The 24,554-nt window shown below is 66.7% G+C and carries 23 protein-coding genes; 9 read left to right on the top strand and 14 right to left on the bottom strand.

The window, feature by feature from the left end:
* Window positions 1-15: 15 nt before the first annotated feature.
* The 8 genes from OEZ60_RS08925 to hslO all read right to left on the bottom strand — a co-directional run bounded on the left by OEZ60_RS08925 (window position 16) and on the right by hslO (window position 9,073).
* Window positions 16-483 (bottom strand): L,D-transpeptidase family protein, encoded by a 468-nt coding sequence (locus OEZ60_RS08925; protein ID WP_263335207.1) that lies wholly within the window; start codon window positions 481-483, stop codon window positions 16-18.
* A 123-nt stretch (window positions 484-606) separates the two neighbouring features.
* Window positions 607-1,818, bottom strand: a complete 1,212-nt coding sequence (locus tag OEZ60_RS08920) for a class I SAM-dependent RNA methyltransferase (RefSeq protein ID WP_263335205.1) — start codon at window positions 1,816-1,818, stop codon at window positions 607-609.
* A complete protein-coding gene (locus OEZ60_RS08915; RefSeq protein ID WP_263335204.1) occupies window positions 1,815-3,647 on the bottom strand; it encodes an ABC transporter ATP-binding protein in 1,833 nt (610 codons plus the stop codon). Before OEZ60_RS08915 ends, OEZ60_RS08920 begins: the two co-directional genes overlap by 4 nt.
* Window positions 3,644-5,497 (bottom strand): ABC transporter ATP-binding protein, encoded by a 1,854-nt coding sequence (locus tag OEZ60_RS08910; protein WP_263335202.1) that lies wholly within the window; start codon window positions 5,495-5,497, stop codon window positions 3,644-3,646. Before OEZ60_RS08910 ends, OEZ60_RS08915 begins: the two co-directional genes overlap by 4 nt.
* 194 nt (window positions 5,498-5,691) lie before the next feature.
* The gene (locus OEZ60_RS08905; protein ID WP_263335201.1) at window positions 5,692-6,288 is read right to left on the bottom strand and encodes a LysE family translocator; all 597 of its coding nucleotides are present in this window, start codon (window positions 6,286-6,288) and stop codon (window positions 5,692-5,694) included.
* 55 nt (window positions 6,289-6,343) lie between these two features.
* On the bottom strand, window positions 6,344-7,486 hold the full coding sequence (locus OEZ60_RS08900) for a CCA tRNA nucleotidyltransferase (RefSeq protein ID WP_263335200.1): 1,143 nt from the start codon (window positions 7,484-7,486) through the stop codon (window positions 6,344-6,346).
* Window positions 7,483-8,085, bottom strand: coding sequence for a CoA pyrophosphatase (locus OEZ60_RS08895; RefSeq protein WP_263335198.1), 603 nt, complete (start codon window positions 8,083-8,085; stop codon window positions 7,483-7,485). The genes OEZ60_RS08900 and OEZ60_RS08895 overlap by 4 nt, the downstream gene beginning before the upstream one ends.
* Window positions 8,072-9,073: an Hsp33 family molecular chaperone HslO gene (hslO, locus tag OEZ60_RS08890; RefSeq protein ID WP_263335197.1), complete on the bottom strand. Its 1,002-nt coding sequence runs from the start codon at window positions 9,071-9,073 to the stop codon at window positions 8,072-8,074. Before hslO ends, OEZ60_RS08895 begins: the two co-directional genes overlap by 14 nt.
* A 75-nt stretch (window positions 9,074-9,148) precedes the next feature.
* Between hslO and OEZ60_RS08885 the strand changes: the two genes are divergently transcribed.
* On the top strand, window positions 9,149-9,592 hold the full coding sequence (locus OEZ60_RS08885; RefSeq protein ID WP_263335196.1) for an NUDIX hydrolase: 444 nt from the start codon (window positions 9,149-9,151) through the stop codon (window positions 9,590-9,592).
* On the opposite strand, the gene OEZ60_RS08880 is transcribed toward OEZ60_RS08885, so the two are convergent.
* On the bottom strand, window positions 9,589-10,803 hold the full coding sequence (locus tag OEZ60_RS08880) for a PP2C family protein-serine/threonine phosphatase (protein ID WP_263335409.1): 1,215 nt from the start codon (window positions 10,801-10,803) through the stop codon (window positions 9,589-9,591). The two genes, OEZ60_RS08885 and OEZ60_RS08880, sit on opposite strands and share 4 nt — an antisense overlap.
* Window positions 10,804-11,035: 232 nt before the next feature.
* On the opposite strand from OEZ60_RS08880, the gene OEZ60_RS08875 reads away from it, so the two are divergent.
* On the top strand, window positions 11,036-11,383 hold the full coding sequence (locus OEZ60_RS08875) for an Hpt domain-containing protein (protein WP_263335194.1): 348 nt from the start codon (window positions 11,036-11,038) through the stop codon (window positions 11,381-11,383).
* 9 nt (window positions 11,384-11,392) lie between these two features.
* Here OEZ60_RS08875 and ilvA read toward each other — a convergent pair whose 3' ends face one another.
* Window positions 11,393-12,640, bottom strand: coding sequence for a threonine ammonia-lyase IlvA (gene ilvA / locus OEZ60_RS08870; RefSeq protein ID WP_263335193.1), 1,248 nt, complete (start codon window positions 12,638-12,640; stop codon window positions 11,393-11,395).
* A 150-nt stretch (window positions 12,641-12,790) separates the two neighbouring features.
* Here ilvA and OEZ60_RS08865 point away from each other — a divergent pair, with 150 nt between their 5' ends.
* The 3 genes from OEZ60_RS08865 to msrA all read left to right on the top strand — a co-directional run bounded on the left by OEZ60_RS08865 (window position 12,791) and on the right by msrA (window position 15,117).
* On the top strand, window positions 12,791-14,017 hold the full coding sequence (locus OEZ60_RS08865) for an argininosuccinate synthase (protein ID WP_263335191.1): 1,227 nt from the start codon (window positions 12,791-12,793) through the stop codon (window positions 14,015-14,017).
* A 78-nt stretch (window positions 14,018-14,095) separates the two neighbouring features.
* Entirely contained in the window at window positions 14,096-14,380 is a 285-nt protein-coding gene (locus OEZ60_RS08860; RefSeq protein ID WP_263335190.1) for an SCP2 sterol-binding domain-containing protein, read from the top strand.
* Between the two features lie 116 nt (window positions 14,381-14,496).
* The gene (gene msrA, locus OEZ60_RS08855) at window positions 14,497-15,117 is read left to right on the top strand and encodes a peptide-methionine (S)-S-oxide reductase MsrA (protein ID WP_263335188.1); all 621 of its coding nucleotides are present in this window, start codon (window positions 14,497-14,499) and stop codon (window positions 15,115-15,117) included.
* On the opposite strand, the gene OEZ60_RS08850 is transcribed toward msrA, so the two are convergent.
* A complete protein-coding gene (locus tag OEZ60_RS08850; protein ID WP_263335187.1) occupies window positions 15,114-15,983 on the bottom strand; it encodes a PfkB family carbohydrate kinase in 870 nt (289 codons plus the stop codon). The genes msrA and OEZ60_RS08850 overlap by 4 nt on opposite strands.
* Window positions 15,980-18,244 carry an NADP-dependent malic enzyme gene (locus OEZ60_RS08845; protein WP_263335407.1) on the bottom strand — a complete coding sequence of 755 codons (2,265 nt, stop codon included), beginning with the start codon at window positions 18,242-18,244 and terminating at the stop codon, window positions 15,980-15,982. Before OEZ60_RS08845 ends, OEZ60_RS08850 begins: the two co-directional genes overlap by 4 nt.
* A 157-nt stretch (window positions 18,245-18,401) precedes the next feature.
* Between OEZ60_RS08845 and mutS the strand changes: the two genes are divergently transcribed.
* Window positions 18,402-21,017, top strand: coding sequence for a DNA mismatch repair protein MutS (gene mutS, locus OEZ60_RS08840; protein WP_263335405.1), 2,616 nt, complete (start codon window positions 18,402-18,404; stop codon window positions 21,015-21,017).
* A gap of 82 nt (window positions 21,018-21,099) precedes the next feature.
* Here mutS and OEZ60_RS08835 read toward each other — a convergent pair whose 3' ends face one another.
* A complete protein-coding gene (locus OEZ60_RS08835; protein WP_263335185.1) occupies window positions 21,100-21,648 on the bottom strand; it encodes a nucleotide exchange factor GrpE in 549 nt (182 codons plus the stop codon).
* A 4-nt stretch (window positions 21,649-21,652) separates the two neighbouring features.
* On the bottom strand, window positions 21,653-22,720 hold the full coding sequence (gene hrcA, locus OEZ60_RS08830) for a heat-inducible transcriptional repressor HrcA (protein ID WP_263335184.1): 1,068 nt from the start codon (window positions 22,718-22,720) through the stop codon (window positions 21,653-21,655).
* A 117-nt stretch (window positions 22,721-22,837) separates the two neighbouring features.
* Between hrcA and rph the strand changes: the two genes are divergently transcribed.
* The 3 genes from rph to OEZ60_RS08815 are packed head-to-tail and all read left to right on the top strand — an operon-like array spanning window position 22,838 to window position 24,536.
* Window positions 22,838-23,548 (top strand): ribonuclease PH, encoded by a 711-nt coding sequence (gene rph / locus OEZ60_RS08825; protein ID WP_263335181.1) that lies wholly within the window; start codon window positions 22,838-22,840, stop codon window positions 23,546-23,548.
* Window positions 23,548-24,165 (top strand): RdgB/HAM1 family non-canonical purine NTP pyrophosphatase, encoded by a 618-nt coding sequence (gene rdgB, locus OEZ60_RS08820; RefSeq protein ID WP_263335179.1) that lies wholly within the window; start codon window positions 23,548-23,550, stop codon window positions 24,163-24,165. Before rph ends, rdgB begins: the two co-directional genes overlap by 1 nt.
* The gene (locus tag OEZ60_RS08815) at window positions 24,162-24,536 is read left to right on the top strand and encodes a RidA family protein (protein WP_263335178.1); all 375 of its coding nucleotides are present in this window, start codon (window positions 24,162-24,164) and stop codon (window positions 24,534-24,536) included. Before rdgB ends, OEZ60_RS08815 begins: the two co-directional genes overlap by 4 nt.
* Window positions 24,537-24,554 lie beyond the last annotated feature (18 nt).

Raw genomic sequence — 24,554 nt, 5'->3', positions numbered from 1 at the left:
TCGGGCCGCCTTTTCTCATGGCAGGATATAGATCGGCGTGCCGACCCGGACCATGGAGTAGACCTCCTCCATCTCGCGGTCCTTGACGGCGATGCAGCCCGCCGTCCAGTCCTTGCCGCGCCTGCGATGCTTCCTCGCACGGCCGTGGATGAAGATGTCCCCGCCCGCAGACTTGCCGATCGCATTGGCCTGGGCAACGTCCTGTTCGTTCGGATAGGAGATGCCGAGCGACAGGTGGTAGCTGCTGTTCGGGTTGCGACGGTCGATCAGATAGGCGCCCTCGGGCGTACGCTGGTCTCCTTCGTACTGCTTGTCGCCGATCGGATTGCCGCCCAGCGCAATCTTGTAACTCTTGAGCGCAGTCGTCCCGTTGACGAGATGCATCTTGCGCTCTCCCTTGTAGATGACGATCCGGGTGACCTCAGGCCCGTTGTAGGTCCGGAATTTCGATCCGCACCCGGCCAGCGCGCCCAGCGCCGCCATCCACACGAATGATCTGCGGTTCAACATGATCACTGCCCTTGCCTGCCAACTTTGTTTTCTTCCTTTTTACACGCAACTGCGCCGTACCGGAAGCAGGCAGATTTCCGCCGATGGGAAATCCGGTCAGCGCGAGAACCGGGCCACCACTTCGACATGCGGCGACCAGCGGAACTGGTCCACGACCTGGACCCAGTCGAGGCGGTAGCCGGCGGCAGCGATGATTCGCGAATCACGCGCGAAGGTGACTGGATTGCACGAGACGGCGGCAATGACGGGTACCCCCGAACCCGCGAGTTCGCGCGCCTGCGCCTCGGCCCCCGCGCGGGGCGGGTCGATCACCACCGCGTCGTACCGCTTCAGCTCGTCCGGCATAAGCGGCCGCCGGAACAGATCGCGTGCCTCGGTCGTGACCCGGTGCAGCCCCTCGGCGCGCCGCCAGCCGGCATCGAGCGCGGCGAGCATCGCTGCCTCACCCTCGACCGCATGGATCTCGGCATTCTCGGCCAGGGGCAGCGCGAAGGTCCCGCAGCCGGAAAAGAGGTCGGCAATCCGCCGCGCGTTGCCGACCGCGTCGCGCACCGCCGCGACCAGCGCCGCCTCGCCTTCCTCCGTGGCCTGCAGAAAGGCGCCGGCCGGCGGAGAGACGCTTGCCGCGCCAAAGCGTTGTACCGGCGGGCGGCGATTGGCTACAGGCTCCCCGTCCCAGCTCATCCGTGCGAACCCAGCGCGGCGCGCAAGATCCGCGAGCGCCGAAAACAGGCTCTGTTCCAGCGGTTTTCCACCCGAAACCGCCAGATCGACGCCGCCGTCGCTGCGCGTGACAGTGAGCGCGAGCTCGCCCTTCCGCGAGGCGCCGAGCATGGTGATTTCGCTCAGGACCGGCATCACGGCGATCAGATCGGGATGCAGGAGCAGGCACCCCGGCACCTCCACGAACGTATCCGAAGCGCGACCATGAAAGCCGACGAGCGCGCCCTTCTTCGTCCGCCGCCCGGCCAGCGTCGCCCGGCGTCGGGAGTGCGCGGCGGAGGTGACGACCGGGCGGAACTCCGCCTCCAGCCGCTGCGCGGCAAGCGCGGTGCGCACCACGTCCGCCTTCCAGTCGGCGACGAACGCATCCGAGGCATGCATCAGCGCGCAGCCGCCGCAGGCGCGGTAATGCGGACAGGCAGGCTTGACCCGGCCGGGCGACGGCGTGACGATCTTCGGGCTCGCCATGCGGCCGGCCTCGACCTCGCCCTCGACGACCTCGCCGGGCAGGGCCATCGGCACGAAGACCGGACCTTCGGCGATCCCGTCGCCGAGATGGCCGAGACGCTCGATGGTCAGCCTCACTCCGCCGCCTCCTCGACGCAGATGAAGCCGCCCGACTGCCGGTCCCAGTAGCGCGCGTAAAGCCCGCCAAGCGCCAGCAGCTCGGCATGGCTGCCTTGCTCGACGATCCGGCCCTGATCGAGCACCACGATCCGGTCCATCTCGGCGATGGTCGAGAGCCGGTGGGCGATCGCGAGCACGGTCTTGCCCTCCATCACCCGGTGCAACGCGCCCTGAACCTGCGCCTCGACCTCGCTGTCGAGCGCCGAGGTCGCCTCGTCCAGCACCAGGATCGGCGCGTCCTTCAGGAAGGCGCGGGCCAGTGCAATGCGCTGACGCTGGCCGCCCGAGAGCTTCACCCCGCGTTCGCCGAGATGCGCGTCATATCCCATGCGGCCCTTGTGGTCCTGCAGCGTCCGGATGAACTCGTCCGCTTCGGCGGCCTTGGCGGCGGCGATCATCTCCTCCTCGGTCGCGTTGGGGCGGCCGTAGAGGATATTGTCGCGTGCTGACCGGTTGAACATCGCGGTCTCCTGCGTGACCATCGCGATCTGGTGGCGCAGGCTCTCCTGAGTGACCTCTCTCACGTCGCGACCGTCCACCAGAATCCGCCCCTTTTCGGCGTCATAGAGCCTGAGAAGCAGCGCCACCAGCGTCGATTTCCCGGCGCCGGAGGCACCGACGATGCCGATCTTCTCGCCCGGCCGCACGGTCAGCTTGACCCCGTCGAGCCCGCCCTTCTTGCGGCCATAGGCGAAACTCACAGCGTCGAAGCGAACCTCGCCCGCGATCTGGTGAAGCCGGCCGGCATCGGGCGCATCGGTCAGGGTATGGGGCGGGGTCAGGGTGCGGATGCCGTCCTCCACCTCGCCGATCGACGCATAGATCGACATGAGGGTAAAGCTGACCCAGCCGGTCATCTGCGCGATGCGGATGGAGACCGCCCCGGCGGCGGCAATGTCGCCCGCCGTGGCGTGGCCGAGCGACCAGAGCCAGAGCGTGCCGCCGATCAAGATCACCGGAAGCACCCCGGCAATGGTCATCAGCGCCAACCGGAACCAGGCCGAGAGCACCCCGAAATCGAGCGCGGTCTCGCGGAAGCCCGACATTGCGCGCAAGGCCGCCTTGTCCTCGTGATCGGCATGGGCGAAGAGCTTTACGGTCTTGATGTTGGTGATCGTGTCGACCACCTGCCCGGTCACCATCGCCCGCGCTCCGGCCCGCGCCGCCGATTTGCCGCGCACGCGGGGCAGGAAGGCGCGGATCAGGGCGAGATAGGCAATGATCCAGACGCCCAGCGCCGCTGCCATCCAGGGGTCGATCGTCAGGAGGAACAGCACCGAGCCGATCATCGACGCGAGCGCGAAGGCGATGGTGTTGATCGACTCGCTCGCGACATCGGTCACCGCCCGCGCGGCCTGCATCTGCTTCTGCGCGATCCGCCCGGCGAAGTCGTTGTCGAAGAAGGTGACCGCCTGCCCCATCGTCCAGCGATGCAGCCGGGAGAGCACCAGCGGCAGCACGTTCGGCTGCACCACGATCGAGTTCGACGCGGCCGAAAGCCCGAAGGCGACGGGGCGCAGCACGACGAGGAAGATCACGAAGCCCAGAAGCATCGGCCAGTGATCGGCGAAGACCGTCGCGGCATCGCCGGTCCCGGCGAGATCGACGACGCGTCCGAGATACCAGGCGGTCAAGACCTCCATCGTGCCGGCCGCGGCCGAGAGGATCGCGGCCAGCACGAGCGGCCCCCAGGCGCCGGAAAGGCACCACAGGAGGAACGCGCCGAGCGTTCTCGGCGGAGGGCCTTCGGCGGGGCGAAAGGCGTCGATCATGTCGCCCATCTTCATTCCGCGGCCTCCTGCTCCTCGTCCGTGCCAATGAAGCCGCCAGACTGCCTCTCCCAGAAACGGGCGTAAAGGCCGCCTTTCGCCAGCAGCTCGGCGTGGGTTCCCTCTTCGGCGATGCGGCCGTCGTCGAGCACAACGATCCGGTCCATCCGCGCGATGGTCGAAAGCCGGTGCGCGATGGCGATCACGGTCTTGCCCTCCATGACGCCGTAGAGCGTCTCCTGGATCGCCGCCTCGACCTCGCTGTCGAGCGCCGAGGTTGCCTCGTCCAGGACAAGGATCGGCGCGTTCTTCAGGATCACGCGCGCGAGCGCCACCCGCTGGCGCTGGCCGCCCGACAGCTTCACCCCGCGCTCGCCGACCTGCGCGTCATAGCCGGTACGACCCTCGGGATCGGTCAAGTCGCGGATGAAGTCATGAGCCTCGGCTCGCGTCGCGGCGTCGATCATCTCCTCGTCTCCTGCGTCAGGCCGGCCATAGAGGATATTGTCCCGGACCGAACGATGGAGCAGGGACGAATCCTGCTGCACCATACCGATCTTCCGCCGCAAGCTGTCCTGCGTGACATGGGCGATGTCCTGACCGTCGATCAGGATGCGCCCGCCCTCGGCGTCGTAGAAGCGCAGCATGAGCTTCACGAGCGTCGTCTTACCCGAACCCGAGCGGCCGACAAGGCCGATCTTCTCGCCCGGCTGGATGGCCAGGTCGACTCCGGCAAGGCCACCCGACCCGCGCCCGTAGTGGTGCGAAAGGGACTGCATCTCGATCCGGCCCGCGCGGTGGTCCAGCGGCTTCGCGCCCGTGCGGTCGAGCAGCGCGACGGGCTGCGCGATGGTTTCCATCCCCTCGCGCACAACGCCCAGCGCCTGAACGAGGTTCGACGTCGCCCACATGATCCAGTAGGTCATGTTGTTGAGCCTGAGGACAAGTGCGGTTGCCGCCGCAACGAGGCCGATCGTCGCCTGGCCATGATACCAGAGCAACAGGGCCAGCCCGGTGACCGCGACGATGAGACACCCGTTCAGAATGGTCAGTGTGACGTCCATCTTGGTGATGAGTCGCATTTCCGTCTGAGCCGTCTTTCGCGCATTCTCGATCGCTTCACCCGCATAGCTGACCTCGCGGTCATCGTGCGCGAACATCTTGACGGAATGGATGTTGGTGTAGCTGTCGACGACCCGACCCGTCACGACCGACCGCGCATCCGAGGCGGCGGTCGACGCGGGGCCCACCCGCTTCACGGTCCAGCGCAGAAGCACAATGTAAAGCACGATCCAGACGATGAGCGGCACGACGAGCCGGACATCGGCCAGAGACAAAAGCGCGACCGATCCGATCAGGGTTGTGACGGCGAACGCAACCGCGTCGAAGGTCTGAAAGACCGCATCGTTTGCGGCGGGCGGCGTTTGCATGATCCGGTTGGCGATCCGCCCGGCGAAGTCGTTCTCGAACCAGCCGACAGGCTGGCGCAGGACGTGGCGATGCGACCGCCAGCGGATGAGCGCCCCGAAGTTCGGCATGATCGTGTTGTGGAGAAGCGCCACGTCGATGCCGCTGAGGATCGGACGCAGCAGCAAGACCGCCAGAGCGGCAAGGATGAACTCGGTGCCGTTCGCGGCCAAGATCTCGGCCGGCGCGCCGCTGCTCAGGAGATCGACGAGCCGACCGACATACCAGATCAGCGCGATCTCGATCATCGCGACGAGCGTCGTGAAGATCGCCGTGACGACGAAAACCGCGCGGAACGGCCGTGCGTACTCCATCAGGAACGGGAGCACGTGCCGGGGCGGCGTATCGGTCTCTTCATAGCTGACATAGGGGTCAACGAGGTTTTCGAAGAAGCGGAACATGGAGTGAATCCGTCAGAGGCAATATGGGAACAGGCGGTGCGTCGCGGGACCGCCCCTACGGGATCGATCCGGCTCAGGTGCTCGGTCGAAAGATCCCGTACATCATATTGCAACCCTCCGTTTGACGTTCCTCCGATAGCGCAATCGCGCGACTTTGTCACGCGCGGGATTGTACCACGGTGCGTGGTACAGTCTCAGTGCCGGACGAGTTCCACGATCGACAGCACGATCAGACCCGCCATGACGAGGTTGAAGACCTTGAGCCGCTTCGCCGTGGTCAGCCATCGCGCGATCGCCTGCCCGGCGTAGCACCAGGTCGCGCCCGAGCCGAGGCCGAGCGTCAGGAACACCGCGGTGACGATCGCCGCCGTGGTGATCGGCGCCGCTGGCAGGATGAACTGCGAGGTCGCCGCGACAGCCATCGACCAGGCCTTGGGATTGACCCACTGAAAACCCAGCGCCTCGATATAGGTCATCGGCCGCGCATCGGCGGTTTTCGACCCTATCCCGCCCGAAGTCGCGACTTTCCAGGCGATCCACAGGAGCAGTGCCGCGCCGCCCCAGCGCAGGGCCTCGCGGAGGATCGCGCTCGCCTGAAAGAGGCCGCCGAGCGCGAGGCCGACCACCAGCAACATCAGCGGGAAGCCGGTTGCCACGCCCAGCCAGTGCGGAATGGTCCGGCGGAAGCCGAAATTCGCGCCCGACGCCGCGAGCATCGCGTTGTTGGGGCCCGGCGTGAACAGCGTGGCGATGGCCAGCGCGACAAGCGCCGGGAAGGCTTCGGGCGGCATTGCGGACCCTCGAATGTGGAATGCCGCGCATCCTGACCGAAGCGGCCGGCGGATTTCAACCCAGCAATTGTTCCCGTGACAATTTGAAATCCGACGCGATCCAGCGCGTCTCGAGCTCCTTCAGCCGCGCGCCGAGCGCCAGCCCGGAGAGCGCCGGCATCAGATCGGCGGCGCGGATCGGAAACTCGGCGGCGGCGCCTTTCGCGACCTCGGCTTCCCAGCCCTCGGGCAGCGAAGCCGCAAGCAGGGCCGCGCGCAGCAGGACAATGTCGCGCGCCATGCCCGCATCGTGACGGTAGGCCAGCTCCGCCGGTGCCACCGTGCCGCCGATCCCGTCGGTCAGGATCTCCAGCCGACGCGCCTCGTCACGCGACAGGCGCAGCGCCTCCACGCGGTCCTGGCCGCCGAGGGCCGCGAGACGCCGCAGCCAGTCGGGCGCATAGGGCGGCTCGACATGCACGAGCGGGCCGAGCGCGCGCGGATCGGCGCCCGGCAGGATGCGGGCGAGAACGCTCGTCGCCCGCATCGCCGCGACCGCCGGGGCGGGATCGGGTGCGGCGAGCAGCCGGCGCATCTCGTGGCCGATCCGTTCGCGCGAAAGCGTGTCTATTCCAGCCGAATTGGCAGCGCAGGCGGCGATCGCCTCGGCATCCATCCCGGCCTCGGCGTCGCCGTAGAGCGCATGGAAGCGGAAGAAGCGGAGGATCCTGAGATAGTCCTCGCGGATCCGCGCATCGGCGTCGCCGACGAAGCGCACCCGGCGGGTATGAAGGTCGGGAAGCCCGCCGATCGGATCGACGATCCGGCCCTCGGCATCGGCATAGAGCGCGTTCATGGTGAAGTCGCGCCGCGCCGCGTCCTCCTCGATACGGCGCGAATAGGCCACCTTGGCGCGCCGGCCATCGGTCTCGACATCGCGGCGGAAGGTGGTGACCTCGTGCGGCTCGCCCGCAACGATGACCGTCACCGTGCCGTGCTCGATCCCGGTCGGCACCACCTTGAGCCGCGCCTTGCGGCCAAGCTCCACCACGCGGGACGGCTCTGCATCGGTCGCAATATCGATATCGGCAACAGGGCGGCCAAAGAGCGCGTTTCGGACGCAGCCGCCGACGAGATAGGCCTGATGGCCGGCATCGGTCAGAAGATGCAGCACCCGCTGCACCCCCTCCTCCGCAAGCCATTCGCCGCTGATCCTCATTCCGCCATCCGGTCCGCCAGCGCCCGGAGGATCCGCGCGGTCGCGCCCCAGATGTAATAGGGGCCGTAGGGCACGACGTAGTAGCGCCGCATTTCGCCGCGCCAGCGCCGGCCCTCGATCCGGAACCGCGCCGGGTCCGCGACATGGGCGAGCGGCACCGAGAACACCTCGTCGACTTCTCCGGCCTCCGGCGCGGGTTCGAAAGCGTGTCTGATCCGGCCGAAAACCGGGGTCACGGAGAAACCGGTCACGGTCTCATGCGCCGCCCAGGTGCCCAGGATCTCGACCGCGCCCTGCGGAAGGCCGATCTCCTCGCGCGCCTCGCGCAGGGCTGCCTCGACCGGGCCGGCATCGGTCGCATCGACCTTGCCGCCGGGAAAGGCGATCTGGCCGGGATGGTGCTTCAGCCGCGACGAGCGTTTGGTCAGCACCACCTCGATCCCCGCCGGGCCGCAGAGGAACGGCACCAGCACCGCCGCCGGCCGGAGCACGCGGCCTTCGGGCAGCACAATGCCGGGGTTGAGATCGTAATCCGACGTGTCGCGGCCCGGCCGTTCCAGCGCCCGCAGCACCGCGGCCAGCGGGTCACTCACCGTCATCGGGCGTCCTGGTCGCCTCGAAACCGAGCGTCGCGGGATCGAACTCGTAATGCGCGCCGCAGAACTGGCAATCGGCGGTGACGATGCCGTCGTCGGTGGTCATGTGACCGATATCCTTGGCCGAATAGATCGACAGGCTGTCGCGTACCTTGTCCGAAGAGCAGGAACAGCCGAATTGTACCGACTGCGCATCGAAGACCCGCGGCACTTCCTCGTGGAAGAGCCGCACCAGGAGATCGGTCGGCGCGAGTTGCGGACCGATCAGTTCCAGCTCCTCGACGGTGTCGAGCAGGAGGTTGGCGCGGGACCAGTTCTCGCCCTCCTCGCCGTCGAGAATGTCCTCGGCCGCGAGCAGTCCGCCCTCGCCGCTACCGCCGTCGCTGGTGATTGGCGCCGAGGCCTTCGGCATGTGCTGCAGCATCACCCCGCCGGCGCGCCAGTGTTCGGACTCGCCCGGCAGGGTCGAACGTCCGAAGGACAGCGCAAAGCGTGTCGGAAGCTGCTCCGACTGGGCGAAATACGTCTCTGCGCAGGCCGAAAGCGAGCCGCCCGACAGGGGTGTGATGCCCTGATAGGGGACGTTGCCGGCACCCTGGTCGAGCAGAATCGCGAAATAGCCCTCGCCGATCTGGGCAAAGCCAGGTGCCGCGGGATGCACCCGCTCCGCGTCATAGGACGCCCAGGCGCGGATCCGCGCGGAGGCGCCGTCGGCCGAAGGCGCGTAGTAATCGGTGGCGATGATCCGCACCGGCCCGTCGCCGCGGATCTGCAGCGAGAGCTTCCAGCGCAGCTTGATCGTCTGGCCGATCAGCGCGGTCAGCAGCGCCGCCTCCGCCACCAAGGCTTCCACCGCCGGCGGATAACGGTGCTGGGTGAGGATCCGGTCGAGTACGCCGTCGAGACGCGCCACACGCCCGCGAATATCGGACCGGTCGAGCTGGAACGGCAGAACGGTATCGTCCCAGGCGATCTTGGTCAGGTTGGTCATGGGGTTTCCTTGTGGCCTGCGCCCTGCCATACCGCGACTATATGGGGACGACAACCTCGGGGCCAAGGGCGGAGCATGATAAGGCGATTCGGGGAGCCGCTGGTGCGCGGCCAGCGTTACGGGCTGCGGCACGGCGTCTATGCCGTCCTCCTGCGCGGCCGGGATGTCCTGCTCACCCACCAGGCTGAACCCGATCCGGAGTTCCAGCTCCCGGGAGGCGGCATCGACCCGGGCGAGTCGCCGCTCTGGGCGCTGCACCGCGAGGTGCGCGAAGAAACCGGCTGGTCGATCACCGCGCCGCGCCGCATCGGCGCGTTCCGGCGCTTCGTCTACATGCCCGAATACGACAAATGGGCCGAGAAGCTCTGCACGATCTACCTCGCCCGCCCCGCGCGCCGCCACGGACCGCCGACCGAGCCCGGCCACAGCGCGATCTGGATGCCCGCCGAAGCAGCGGTGCCGATCCTCGGCAACAGCGGCGACCGGCATTTCCTCGCGCGGGTGTTGCGCACGCTCTAGTCCCGGTTCGCCTTCGCACCGTGGAACTCGAAGAAGACGCCCGAGATATCGTCTCCGAATTCCGCGCCCGCGAAACTGGCCAGATCCTGCATCAGGGCGTCGAGGAATGCGGCACCCGACACTCCTGACCGCAGGGTCATCAGCTGGGCGAGCTCATCTTCGCCAAGCTGCACACCCGCCTGATTCTCGGCCTCAGTGATCCCGTCGGACATCAGGAACAGCCGGTCGCCAGCCGAAAGCTGCGCCTCGAACGGCTCGTACCCGGCCTCCTCGATAAGGCCGATCGGCAGCCCACCCTGCCCGAGGTATTCCACCCGCCCGTCGGCACGCAGGATCGCCGGATAGGGATGGCCGGCCTGCACCATGACCACCCGGCCGGTCACGAGATCGACATCGGCATAGGCCAAGGTGAAGTAGTTCTCGGTCTGCAACTCGCGGAACACGAGACGATTCAGTTGCTCGGCGAGGTCCGCCGGATCGCGCGCGTCGTAGATCCCGAACTCGGTCAAGACCAGCGCCACGTTCTGCTCGGGAGAATTGCCCGACAGGTAGCCCGCCAGGCGCGCGGTCATCAGCGCGGAGGTGATGCCGTGACCGGAAACGTCAATCGAGAACAATCCGACCCGGCGGGCGTTGATCGGGAAGAACCCGACGAGGTCGCCGCCGACATGGCCGGAGGGACGAAGAAGCAGGCTGACCTCGGCATTGCCGAAACTGCGGTGCCGCTCGCGGACCAGGCTTTGCTGCAGCTTTCTCGCCTCCACGAGGTCGCGGTCAACTGAATCGTAGATCGCCTGAAGCTCATCCAGGGTGGAGGACAGCAGGCGGTTCTTCTCGGTGAGCTCGCGCTCCATCCTGAGAATGCGTTCCCCCGCAGCGATTCGGGCCCGCAGCTCATCCCCGCTGACCGGCTTGGTGAGGAAATCATCGGCACCGCTTTCCAGACCGCGGGCAATCTCGGCCGATTCCGTCTTGGAGGTCAGGAGGATGAAGTAGGTGTAGCCACTCTGCAGACGGTCGCGGAGGGCCTGGCAGAACTCGATCCCGGTCATGCCCGGCATCATCCAGTCCGAGATCACGAGGTCGGGTGCGGTGGCCGCCGAGATATCCAGCGCCTCCTCAGCACTTCCGGCCTCGAGCACTTCGTATCCCGAGCGCGCCAACTGGGAACTGAGGATCCGCCGCTGCATTCGGCTGTCGTCGACCACCATCACGCGGCGCACCGCGGCCGCGGCACGCGCCGAGCCGGTTTCTATGGTCGGACTTGCTTGCACTCACATGATCCTTCGCCCGGACGTTCCGGTCGTCGCGGAACGCTAGCGCCGGCCAGGTTAAGATCGCCTGAACAGGGTCCCGCGGTCGGGGTCTGCCACCGGTTAACCTGCCCGCAAGACTCCGCGCATAGAGTTCCGGCACAAGGTATTTTTCGCCGGGATGGGCTCGATGATAAATTGGACGCGGGTGGACGATTTGCGGGCCGAGGTCGGCGCCGACGGCCTTGACGAGATCGTGGAACTGTTTCTGGACGAGGTCGAGGGGATCGTGAGGCGGCTCGGCTCTACCCCGGAGCCGGCGCGCTTCGAGGCCGATCTGCATTTCATGAAAGGCGGCGCCTGGAACCTCGGCTTTGCCGAGTTCGGCGCGCTGTGCCAGGACGGCGAGCGCCGCGCCGCGACCGGCCGTGCGGGCGAGATCGACATCGGCCGCATCGTCGCAAGTTATTTTGCGTCCAAGACCGAGTTCATGGCCGGACTCGCCGCCGGCGCAGGCACCGGCGCGTCCGCAGCTTGAACGCAATGCTCAGATCAGGAACTCGGCCAGCGCCTCGTCCTCGGTGATATCCCGGTAAGTAAAGGCCGCGTCGTCGAACTTCGCGCGCAGCGCGACGAAATTGTCGGCGCTCTTGGTTTCGATACCGATCAGGACCGAACCGAAGTTGCGGGCAGACTTCTTCAGGTACTCGAACCGGGCAATGTCGTCATCCGGGCCGAGCATGCTGAGAAACTCGCGCAGCGCGCCGGGACGCTGCGGCATGCGCAGGATGAAGTACTTCTTCAGCCCGGAATACCGCTGGGCGCGTTCCTTGACCTCCGGCAGGCGTTCGAAATCGAAATTGCCGCCGGAGGTGACGCAGACCACCCGCTTGCCGCGGATCGTCTCGGCCAGAACCGGAAGCACGTCGACCGACAGCGCGCCCGCGGGCTCCAGCACGATGCCCTCGGCGTTCAGCATCTCCAGCATCGTCACGCAGATCCGGTCCTCCGGCGCGGCGAGGATCTGCTCGGCCCGCGCCCAGCTCAGGCGCTCGAACGGCTCGGCGCCGATCCGGGCCACCGCGGCGCCGTCGACGAAACTGTTGAGTCGCTTCAGCGTCACCGGCTCCCCGGCCGCAACGGCGGCGGCAAGGCTCGCGCCGCCGGCGGGTTCGACGAAGCGATAGTCGGTCTGCGGAGCGACTTCGGCAAGATATCCGGTCACGCCCGAGGCGAGGCCACCGCCGCCGACCGGCAGGATCACCAGATCGGGCGCCTCGCCCAACTGATCAAGGATCTCGACCGCCACGCTGGCCTGTCCCTCGATCACGTCGGGGTCGTCGAACGGCGAGAGGAAGTGTGCTTCGGCCTCGACGCAGTAACGCTGCGCAGCCGCGAGCGTCTGGTCAAAATAGTCGCCGACCAGTTTGATTTCGACACTATCCTGCCCGAAAACCTTGGTCTTGTCGATTTTCTGCTGCGGCGTCGTGACCGGCATGAAGATCGTGCCGCGGACCCCGAAATGGCGGCAGGCATAGGCGACGCCCTGGGCGTGGTTGCCAGCACTGGCACAGACGAAATGGCCGTGCGCGGGGTCGGCGGCCAGCGTCTTGCGCATCGCGGTGAAGGCGCCGCGCAGCTTGTAGCTGCGCACCGGAGTCAGATCCTCGCGCTTGAGCCAGATCTCGGCACCGTACCGGGCCGAGAGGTGGTCGTTGCGCTGCAGCGGCGTTGGCGGGAACAGGCTCCGCAGCGCCTCGGTCGCCTGCCGTGCCGCCTTTGCAAAACCGTCCATTACCGTGCCTCCGCTCGTGATCCGGCTCTTCGGCCACGAACGGGCGCGACTGTCAAGGAAGCGATGCCCGCTTGGGCACCCGTTGCTTGCCCTTGCGTCGAAACTCCGCTAATCGCGGGCGCGATTGCCCCCTCGCCGACGGAGTGCCCCATGTCCGCGCCCAAGAAAGTCGTCCTTGCCTATTCCGGCGGTCTCGACACCTCGATCATCCTGAAATGGCTGCAGACCGAATATGGCTGCGAGGTCGTGACCTTCACCGCCGATCTCGGCCAGGGCGAGGAGCTGGACCCGGCGCGCCGGAAGGCCGAGCTTCTGGGGATCAAGCCGGAGAACATCTACATCGAGGATGTGCGCGAGGAGTTCGTGCGCGACTTCGTCTTCCCGATGTTCCGCGCGAACGCGCTTTACGAGGGGCTTTACCTCCTCGGCACCTCGATCGCCCGGCCGCTGATCTCCAAGCGGCTGGTGGAGATCGCCGCCGAGACCGGCGCCGACGCAGTGGCGCATGGCGCGACCGGCAAGGGCAACGACCAGGTGCGGTTCGAGCTTTCGGCCTACGCGCTCAATCCCCACATCAAGGTCATCGCGCCGTGGCGCGAATGGGACCTGACCTCGCGCACCCGGCTTCTGGAGTTCGCCGAGGCGAACCAGATCCCGATCGCCAAGGACAAGCGCGGCGAGGCGCCGTTCTCGGTCGATGCGAACCTCCTTCACACCTCCTCCGAGGGCAAGGTGCTGGAGAACCCCGGCGACGAGGCGCCGGACTACGTCTACCAGCGCACCGTGCACCCCGAGGAAGCGCCCGACACGCCCGAAATGGTGGAGATCACCTTCGAGAAGGGCGACGCCGTCGCGATCAACGGCGAGGCGATGAGCCCGGCTTCGATCCTGACGAAGCTCAATGAGCTTGGGGGCAAGCATGGCGTCGGCCGGCTCGACCTCGTGGAGAACCGCTTCGTTGGCATGAAGTCGCGCGGAGTCTACGAGACGCCGGGCGGCACGGTGCTTCTGGAAGCCCACCGCGGCATCGAGCAGATCACGCTGGATGCGGGCGCCGGGCATCTCAAGGACTCGATCATGCCGCGCTATGCCGAGCTCATTTACAACGGCTTCTGGTTCTCGCCCGAGCGCGAGATGCTGCAGGCGCTGATCGACAAAAGCCAGGAGCATGTCTCCGGCACCGTCCGCGTGAAGCTCTACAAGGGCTCGGCCCGGACCGTCGCGCGCTGGTCGGATCACTCGCTTTACAGCGAGAAGCACGTCACCTTTGAGGAAGATGCCGGCGCCTACGACCAGAAGGATGCCGAGGGCTTCATCCGCCTCAACGCGCTGCGCCTGAAGCTGATCGCCACGCGCAATGAGCGGGTGAAGGGCTGAGGCCTTCGTGACGCAACGCTCCGGTTGCACCTCGCGGGCGGCCAATCCTAGATCCTTCCGGACAACCGGGAGGATCTCATGCCGCTAGACGCCATCGCCGCCGACATTGCCAGAACGCTCGAAACCCGGACCTTCTCCGGGTCGCTCAAGTTCGACTGCGGCAATGCGGGGGTGATCGTGCTCGCCGAAGGCACCGCCTGCACCACAGACCGCGAGACCGACTGCACGCTGACGATCTCCGAGGACAATCTCGTGAAGCTCCTGACCGGCAAGCTCAACCCGATGACCGGGGTGGTGCTCGGCAAGCTGAAGGTCTCGGGCGACCTCGGCGTGGCGATGGGGCTTGCGAAGCTTCTGGGTTAAACAGTCTCTATTCCGGCTGAAATCGCGCCTGACGGGCGGTTGCTCACGACGCTTCACGGGAAGATGACTTGCCGTGGGCCCGAGTTCCGCCATGCTTCGGCAAACCGGAGGACGCCATGCTGAGACTTGCCCTTGCCCTGACTTTTCTCGCCAGCCCGGCCCTGGCCGCGACCGAAACCGCGATCGTCGCGGGCGGGTGTTTCTGGTGCGTGGAGGCGGATTTCGAAAGTGTGCCGGGGGTGAAGGAGGTCGTCTCGGGCTATACCGGCGGCAAGACTGCCAATCCGACCTACAAGCAGGTCAGCCGCGGCGGCACCGGCCATTACGAGGCGGTCGAGATCCGCTACGACCCGGATAAGATCGGCTATCCGAAGATCCTCGAGATGTTCTTCCGCTCGGTCGACCCGACCGATGCCGGTGGCCAGTTCTGCGACCGGGGCGAAAGCTATCGCACTGCGGTCTTCGTGAAAGACCAGGGTCAGCGCAACGCTGCCGAAGCCGCGAAGGCCGCGGCGGAACTGGCGCTTGGCCAGAAGATCGTGACGCCGATCCTGAAGGCGAAGCCGTTCTACAAGGCCGAGGCCTACCACCAGAATTACTACAAGGGCACCGACCTGGTCCTCACCCGGCGCGGCCCGAAGCGGCAGGCGGAGGCCTACAAGTTCTACCGCAAGGCCTGCGGCCGTGACGCGCGGATACAGGCGCTTTGGGGCAGCGCGGCGCCCTTCGCCCACTAGGCCCGGAAGGCCTCAACCTCGTCGAGCGTCGGGATCGCGTCGGCGGTGCCGTGGCGCGTGACCTTGAGGCTCGCCGCCGCGCCGGCAAGCGACAGCGCCGCGGCCGGCGGGCGGCCGGCATCGCGGGCGGCCGCGAAATAGCCCGCGAACGTGTCGCCTGCGCCGGTCGTGTCGACCGCGTGGACCTTCACGGGCGCGGCAACGGCGCGGTCGCCCTCCCGCGAGCGCCATTCGGCGCCTTCGGCGCCGCGCGTTACCAGAAGTTCCGGCACGTCGATCAGGTCGAGCCCGATCCCCATCGCGGCAGCGAGCTGGTCCGCCTCGACGGCATTCAGGGCCAGAACGGTGACGTTTTCCAGCACGGCCTGCACCGCGCCGATGTCGAAGGGGGCGGCGGAATAGATCACCCGCATGCCAAGCTCGCGCGCCAGTGCGGCCGCTTCGGCCTGATGCGCCGTCTCGTTTTGCAAGAGCAGCGTGTCGCTTGGCCCGGCACCGGCAAGCGCGGCGTCGATCAAGGAGAACGGCAGCGCCCAGTTGGCACCGGGAAAGAGCACGATAGCGTTCTCGCCGCCCGCATCGACATTGATGATCGCATGGCCCGAAGGCGTGTCGAGCCGGGCGATGTGCCGGGTATCGACCCCCCATCCGGCGAGCCGGTCGACCGCCCAGGTACCATCGGATCCTACCGCGCCGATATGGACGACCCTCGCCCCGGCCTTGGCGGCGGCGGCGGACTGGTTCGCGCCCTTGCCGCCAAGTCCCACCGTGTAGCTCTCGGCCGCCAGCGTCTCTCCGGGCGCCGGCAGATGCGGCACCCGGTAGAAGTGGTCGATATTGATCGAGCCGAGATTGTAGATCGTCATCCCTGTCCCAGCCGGCAGGCGGCGATCACCGCCATGTTGAGGATATCGTTGACCGTGGAGCCCATCGAACAGATCTGGATCGGCTTGTCGACACCTGTGAGGATCGGGCCGATCACGGTCGCGCCCGCCATCTCTTGCAACAGCTTCACCGAGATCGAGGCCGAATGCCGCGCCGGCACGACGAGCACGTTGGCTGGGCCCGAGAGCCGGCAGAACGGGTAATGTGCCATCTGTTCGGGGTTGAGAGCGACATCCACCGTCATCTCGCCCTCGTATTCGAAGTCGACTCCGCGCTTGTCGAGCACGCGCGGCGCTTGGTGCATCTTGGTTGCGCGCTCCGAGACCGGGTAGCCGAAGGTCGAGAACGACAGGAACGCGACGCGCGGCTCGATCCCGAGGCCACGCGCGACGAGCGCGCCGCGCTCGGCGATGTCGGCGAGGTCGTTCTCGTCGGGCCATTCATGCACCAGCGTGTCGCCGAGAAAGATGATCCGGCCACGATGGACGATCGCGGTGATGCCGACGGCGCCATCCTCGGCCTTCACGTCGAAGACGTGGTTGATGAGGCCGAGCACATGGGCCGATTTGCGCGTGGCCCCGGAAACGAGTCCATCGCCGTGACCATGCGCCAGCATCAGTGCCGAGAAGACGTGCCGGTCGCGGGCGGCTAGACGATGGACGTCGTGCCAGTCAAAGCCCTTGCGTTGCAGGCGCTCGTAGAGGAACTCTTTGTAAGTATCGAGATGCTTGGTGTTGGCGGCGTTCACCACCTCGATCTCGCCGACCGCGTCGACAAGGCCTTCGATGGTCAGCTTCTCGGCCACATCGTGCTCGCGACCGACCACCAGCGCCTTGCCGAGCCCGGCGCGCTGATAGGCCACCGCCGCGCGCAGCACGCGCGGGTCGTCGCCCTCGGCGAAGATCATCCGCGCCTGGGCGGCGCGGGCGCGGGCGTGGATGCCCTGCAGGATCGACGCCGTCGGGTCCATGCGGCTCTTGAGGTGGAGCTCGTAGGCCTCCATGTCGATAATCGGACGGCGGGCGACGCCGGTATGCATCCCGGCCCTGGCGACCGCCGGCGGGATGACGTGGATCAGGCGCGGATCGAACGGCGTCGGGATGATGTAGTCGCGTCCGAAGGAGAGCTTGCGGCCATAGGCCATCGCCACCTCTTCCGGCACCGGCTGGCGGGCCAGTTTCGCCAGCGCCTCGGCGCAGGCGATCTTCATCTCGTCATTGATCGCGCGGGCGTGGATGTCGAGGGCACCGCGGAAGAGATAGGGAAAGCCGAGGACGTTGTTGACCTGGTTCGGGTAGTCCGACCGGCCGGTGGCGACAATCGCGTCCTCGCGCACCTCATGCGCCTCTTCCGGCGTGATCTCGGGATCGGGGTTGGCCATCGCGAAGATGACCGGATTCGGCGCCATCGAGGCGACCATCTCCTGCGTCACCGCGCCCTTGGCCGACACGCCGAGGAAGACGTCGGCGCCGCGCATCGCGTCCTCGAGCGTCCGCGCGTCGGTCTTGATCGCATGGGCCGATTTCCACTGGTTCATGCCTTCCTGGCGGCCCTGGTAGATGACCCCCTTGGTATCGCACATGATGCAGTTTTCCGGCCGCGCGCCCATGGTCTTGATCAGCTCAAGGCAGGCGATGCCCGCCGCCCCGGCGCCGTTCAGAACGATCCGGCAATCTTCGAGCCGCTTGCCCGACAGTTCCAGCGCGTTGATGAGCCCGGCGGCACAGATGACGGCGGTGCCGTGCTGGTCGTCATGGAACACCGGAATGTCCATGATCTCCTTCAGCCGGCTCTCGATGATGAAGCATTCCGGCGCCTTGATGTCCTCAAGGTTGATGCCGCCGAAGGTCGGGCCCATCAGGCTGACGGCCTTGATGATTTCGTCGGCATCCTCGGTATCGAGCTCGATGTCGATCGCGTTCACGTCGGCGAAGCGCTTGAAGAGGACCGCCTTGCCTTCCATCACCGGCTTCGAGGCCAGGGCTCCGAGATTGCCGAGCCCGAGGATCGCGGTGCCGTTAGACACGACCGCGACCATGTTGCCCTTCACCGTGTAGTCATAGGCCGTCCCCGGATCGGCCGCGATCGCCTCGACCGGCACCGCGACACCCGGCGAATAGGCGAGCGAAAGATCGCGCTGCGTCGCCATCGGCTTCGACGCGTTGATCTCGTACTTCCCGGGCGTGGGGTTCAGGTGGTAGGCAAGCGCCTCTTCGGGCGTGACGCGGTTCTTCGGGGCCATAAGCGACGTTTCCTTGATCGTTTCCGCCGTCATAGCGCCGCTTCCCTCGGGTCACAATGCACCGATTAGCGGCTTTTCCCCGGGAGCGCGGTTTTGTAGGGTCGCGGCGAGGATCGAGGGGGTGCGCGTGAACGCTCAGGACGGCAATGTGACGCCGATGATGGCGCAGTTTCTGGAGATCAAGGGGCGTTATCCGGACGCGCTCCTTTTCTACCGGATGGGCGATTTCTACGAGATGTTCTTCGATGATGCCGAGGCGGCGGCTTCGGCGCTCGACATCGCGCTGACCAAGCGCGGCCAGCATCTCGGCCAGGACATTCCGATGTGCGGCGTCCCGGTGCATTCCGCCGAGGGTTATCTTCTGACGCTCATCCGCAAGGGCTTCCGCGTCGCCATCGCCGAGCAGATGGAGGACCCGGCCGAGGCGAAGAAACGCGGCTCGAAATCGGTCGTGGCGCGCGACGTGGTGCGACTGGTGACGCCCGGAACGCTGACCGAGGAGTCGCTTCTGGAGGCACGGCGCCACAACTTCCTCGCCGCCTGGGCCGAGGTGCGCGACACGGCCGCCCTCGCCTGGGTCGATATCTCCACCGGCGAGTTTCGCGTGATCCCCTGCCCGATCTCCCGGCTCTCGCCGGAACTCGCGCGACTTGGCGCGCGCGAGGTCGTCGTCAGCGAGACGAAAGAGGCCGACCTGGCTGGATTAGTGTCTGATTCCGGGGCCGCGATGACGCCGCTCTCGCGCGGGTCCTTCGACAGTACCGGGGCCGAGAAACGCCTTTGCGAGCTTTTCGACGTCGCCACGCTCGACGCCTTCGGCAGTTTCGACCGGGCAGAGGCCTCGGCGATGGGCGCGATCGTCGACTATCTCGACCTCACCCAGCGCGGCAAGCTGCCGCTCCTGCGCCCGCCGGTGAAGGAAATGCCGGGCGGCTCGGTGCAGATCGACGCCGCGACGCGACGCAATCTGGAGATCACCCAGTCGCTCTCGGGCGGTCGCGACGGCTCGCTGATCGCCGCGATCGACCGCACCGTGACCGCAGGCGGAGCGCGGCTTCTCGAACGGCGGCTCTCCGCCCCCTCGCGCGACCTCGCCGAGATCCGCGCGCGGCTCGAAGCGGTGCGGTTCCTCGCGGGCGAAGCCCGGCTCGCCGAGGCGCTACGCGCCGATCTCAGGAAGGCGCCCGACATCGACCGGGCACTGTCGCGGCTCGCCCTCGACCGGGGCGGACCGCGCGATCTCGCCGCGATCCGCGCCGGGCTCGCCGAGGCCGGCTCCATCGCCCGGCGGCTTGACGGAGACATACCGGCCCGGCTCGCCGGCGCCGCCAAGGATCTCGTCGGTTTCGGCGATCTCGTTGCCTATCTCGATGCAGCCCTGGTGGCGGAGCCGCCGCTTCTGGCCCGCGACGGCGGCTTCATCGCGGCCGGCCACAATCCGGAACTCGACGAGGCGCGGCAACTGCGCGACGAGGGTCGCGGCGTGATCGCTCGGATGCAGGCCGACTACATCACCGAGACGGGTATCCAGAGCCTCAAGATCAAGCACAACAACGTGCTTGGCTATTTCATCGAGACGACCGCGACCCATGCCGAGAAGATGCTCTCGGCGCCGCTGAACGAGACCTTCATCCATCGCCAGACCACGGCCAACCAGGTGCGCTTCACCACGGTCCCGCTGTCGGAGATGGAGACCCGGATCCTCAACGCCGGAAACCTCGCGCTCGAGATCGAAAAAAGGCTCTATGACGGCCTGAAAGCGATGGTTCTCGACACCTCCGTCCTCATCTCGCAAGCGGCCCGTGCGCTCTCGGAGATCGACCTCACCGCCGCCTTCGCCGATATCGCTCGCGGCGAGGACTGGTGCGAACCCACGGTCGACGACAGCCGCGCCTTCGAGATCGAGGGCGGGCGGCATCCCGTCGTGGAACGCGCGCTGAAACGCACAGGCGAGCCCTTCATCGCCAATGACTGCCTGCTGACCAGCGGCGAGACTCCGGCGATCTGGCTCCTGACCGGCCCGAACATGGCCGGCAAGTCGACCTTCCTGCGCCAGAACGCGCTCCTCGCGCTCCTCGCGCAGGCCGGCAGCTTCGTCCCGGCGCGCCGCGCCCACATCGGCCTCGTCAGCCAGCTCTTCAGCCGGGTCGGCGCGGCCGACGACCTCGCCCGCGGTCGCTCCACCTTCATGGTCGAGATGGTCGAGACGGCGGCGATCCTCAACCAGGCCGACGACCGGGCGCTCGTCATCCTCGACGAGATCGGCCGCGGCACCGCGACCTATGACGGCCTTTCGATCGCCTGGGCGACGCTCGAACACCTGCATGACGTGAACCGCACAAGGGCGCTCTTCGCCACCCATTACCACGAGATGACCGCGCTCGCGCACAAGCTCGACGGGGTCGAGAACGCCACTGTCGCGGTCAAGGAATGGGAAGGCGAGGTGATCTTCCTGCACGAGGTCCGAAAGGGCGCGGCTGATCGCAGCTACGGCGTGCAGGTCGCTCGCCTCGCGGGACTGCCGACGGCCGTTGTCGAACGGGCAAAGATCGTGCTGGACGCGCTGGAGAAAGGCGAACGCGAGGGCGGAACCCGCAAGCACACGCTGATCGACGACCTGCCGCTCTTCAGTGCCGCGCCCGCCGCCACGGCGCGGCCGGTCAAACAGGAGTCGCAGCTGGAAGACCGGCTGTCCGCCCTTCATCCCGACGAGATGACCCCACTCGAAGCCCTGGCCGCGCTCTACGAGCTCAAGGCCCTGACCGGCGACTGAGACGCGACCTCATCCCTTCTTCATTGCGGAAATACCCCACGGGGGTGCGGGGGTGTGAAACCCCCGCCCTCGACGCCGGAACTCAGGACTTCGGCATCGAGCTGACGCCGACCTGCGCCGGGCGCAGCAGCCGTTCGTGGAGCATGAAGCCCTCGGTCATCACCTGGATGATGTCCCCCGCCTTGGTGCCGGGCACCGGCGCCTCGAACATCGCCTGATGCAGTTGCGGGTCGAAGCTCTCGCCGACCGCCGGCACGACCGGCTGGACGCCATGCTTACCGAGGACGCTGATCAACTCGCGCATGGTCAGCTCGACGCCCTCGATGAGGCCCTTGGCGGCAACGCGGCTTTCCTCGCTGGCCGCATCGAGCGCGCGCTTGAGGTTGTCGTAGACCGGCAGGAGATCGCGGGCGAGCTTGGAGCCGCCATATTGCTCGGCTTCGCGACGGTCGCGCTCGCCGCGCTTGCGGATGTTCTCGGCGTCCGCGAGCGCACGCATGAATCGGTCGCGCATCTCGTCACGTTCGGCCCGAAGCGCCTCAAGCTCTCCGGCCATCACGTCGATCTCGAGTCCCTCGTCGCCGATCAGCGCCTGATCCTCGGCAATCTCGTCTTTCTTCATGTCACTCATGGTCTTATCCCTTGCGCTCCCCGGACAAGAGCCGTCCGACGAGTTGCGCCGTGTAGTCGACGATCGGCACGATGCGGCCATAGTTCAGCCGCGTCGGACCGATCACACCCACGGCACCGATGATCTTACGGTCAGCGTTCATATAGGGAGAGACCACCAGAGAGGAACCCGAAAGTGAGAAAAGCTTGTTCTCGGAGCCGATAAAAATGCGCACACCTTCACCGGCCTCGGCAAGTTCGAGAAATTCCGCGATGTCGCGCTTGCGTTCCAGATCGTCGAAGAGCGTGCGGATCCGGTCAAGATCGGCCTCGTCGGCCTGGTCGATCAGGTTCGCCCGACCCCGGACGATGAGCCGCTCCGTCGCCTCGCCCGGATTCTCCCAGACCGCAAGCCCGCTTTCCACGAGTGCGTGCGCGGCGGCGTCGAGCTCCTGACGGCGCCGGGCAATCTCGGTCCGCATATGGACGCGAAGTTCGGAAAGTGTCCGGCCCTCGGCCAGCACGTTGAGGAAGTTGGCTGCCTCGCGCATCGAGGACGGCGTCTGGCCGAGAGGCGGAGTAAAGACACGGTTCTCGACCTGGCCGTCGGCGAAGACAAGCACCACGAGCGCGCGTTCGGGACCGAGGCTCACGAATTCTATGTGGCGGATCGGGGCTTCGTGCTTCGGCGTCAACACGAGGCTCGCGCCGTGAGTAATTCCGGACAGAGCCTGGCCGACGCGGTCGAGAAGCGAAGCGACCCCCGGCTCCTTGCCGCCCGTCGTCGCATCGATCGCTTCGCGGTCCTGGAGCGAGAGCGTCGAGACCTCCATCAACCCGTCGACGAACATCCTGAGACCGAGCTGGGTCGGGATCCGGCCGGCCGAGGTGTGGGGGCTGTCGAGAAGGCCGAGATATTCGAGATCCTGCATCACGTTGCGGATCGTCGCGGCCGAGACCTTCTCGCTCATCGCGTGGGTCAATGTGCGCGAGCCGACCGGATCACCGCTGTCGAGATACCCTTCGACCACGCGCCGGAACACCTCCCGCGAACGGTCGTTCATCTCGGCCAGGATCTTTGCTCTGTCATTCATCGCCAACCCCATATGGGTGCGGGACAGTTAAAGAGCCAAGACCCCAACCGTCAATCGGGGTTGCATCCGCGGCCAAGCGGCCTGTATCTGGCCGAAAGAGCGAGGAAAGGACGATCCATGCGACCCTCTGGCCGGAAACTCGACGAGATGCGGGCGATCTCGATCGAAACGGGTGTCACCAAACACGCCGAGGGATCCTGCCTGATCCGTTGCGGCGACACCCATGTGCTCTGCACCGCGACGATCGAGGACAAGGCGCCCTCGTTCCTGAAGGGCACCGGACTCGGCTGGGTCACGGCCGAATACGGCATGCTGCCCCGCGCCACCAACACCCGCAATCGTCGTGAGGCGGCCGCCGGCAAGCAATCGGGAAGAACTCAAGAAATTCAAAGGCTTATCGGTCGTGCGCTGCGAGCCGGCGTGGACCGGGTGGCGCTTGGTGAGCGCCAGATCGTCGTGGATTGCGACGTGATCCAGGCCGACGGAGGCACCCGCTGCGCGGCGATCACCGGCGGTTGGGTGGCGCTCAGACTGGCGGTCAACAAGCTCCTCAAGGCCGGGGTCGTGACCTCGGATCCGATCGTCGATCATGTGGCCGCGGTTTCTTGCGGTATCTATGCCGGCCAGCCGATCGCCGATCTCGATTACGCCGAGGACAGCGAGGCGGGAACCGACGGCAATTTCATCCTCACCGGACGCGGGCGTCTGATCGAGGTGCAGATGTCGGCCGAGGGCGCGACCTTCTCGCGCGACGAGATGGGCCGGCTCCTCGATCTCGCCGAGGCCGGGATCGCACGACTGGTCGAGGCGCAGAAGGCAGCGATCTGATGCGGAAGTTCTCGGGCAAGCGGCTGCTGGTGGCGACCCACAACAAGGGCAAGCTGGCCGAGATCGCGGCACTTCTGGAACCCTACGGCATCGCCTGCGTCAGCGGCGGCGAGATGGGGCTGCCGGAGCCCGAGGAAACCGAGACGACCTTCGTCGGCAATGCCCGCATCAAGGCCCATGCCGCCGCAATGACGACAGGGCTCCCCGCGCTCGCCGATGACAGCGGCATCGAGGTCGACGGTCTTGGCGGCGCGCCGGGCGTCTATACCGCCGATTGGGCGATGACGCCTTCGGGGCGGGATTTCGTGCAGGCCATGACCCGGGCCTGGGATGAGCTGGAGCGCGCGGGCGCCCCCTACCCCCGCCGTGCGCGGTTCCGGGCGACGATGGTTTTGGCCTGGCCGGACGGTCACGACGAGGTGTTCGAAGGCAAGGTAGAGGGCCAGGTCGTCTGGCCAATGCGCGGGGCCCAAGGACACGGCTACGATCCGATGTTCCAGCCGGATGGCTACGACGTGACTTTCGCGGAGATGGATCCGGCCGAGAAGAACCGGATCAGTCACCGCGCTGATGCGTTCGGAAAGCTGGTGGCCTGTTTCGAGGGAAGCGACGCATGAAGCGGATATCGACCGGATCGCCGTTCGAAGCGACGATGGGTTATAGCCGGGCAGTCGTGAAGGGTGGCTGGTGTTTTGTGTCGGGCGTGACCGGCTATGATTACGCCACGATGACGATCCCGGAGCAAATCGCAGATCAGGCACGGAACTGCTTCTCGACGATCCGCGATGTCCTGGGTGAGGCTGGATTCACCCTCGAGGATGTGGTGCGAGTGCAGTATACGGTGACCGATGCCGCGCTGGTCGAGGACCTGGTGCCGGCGCTCGGAGAGGCGTTCGGCGAGATCCGGCCGGCGGCGACCATGGTGGTCGCGGGGCTGATCCGGCCAGAAATGAAGGTCGAGATCGAGGTCACCGCCTTCAAAGGGTGAAGACGGGTCGGACCGGAG

It is taken from the genome of Albidovulum salinarum (assembly GCF_025673475.1).
GTDB lineage: Bacteria > Pseudomonadota > Alphaproteobacteria > Rhodobacterales > Rhodobacteraceae > Albidovulum > Albidovulum salinarum.
The sequence above is the reverse complement of the archived record's forward strand: the minus strand, read 5'-3'. Positions and strand labels throughout refer to the sequence as shown.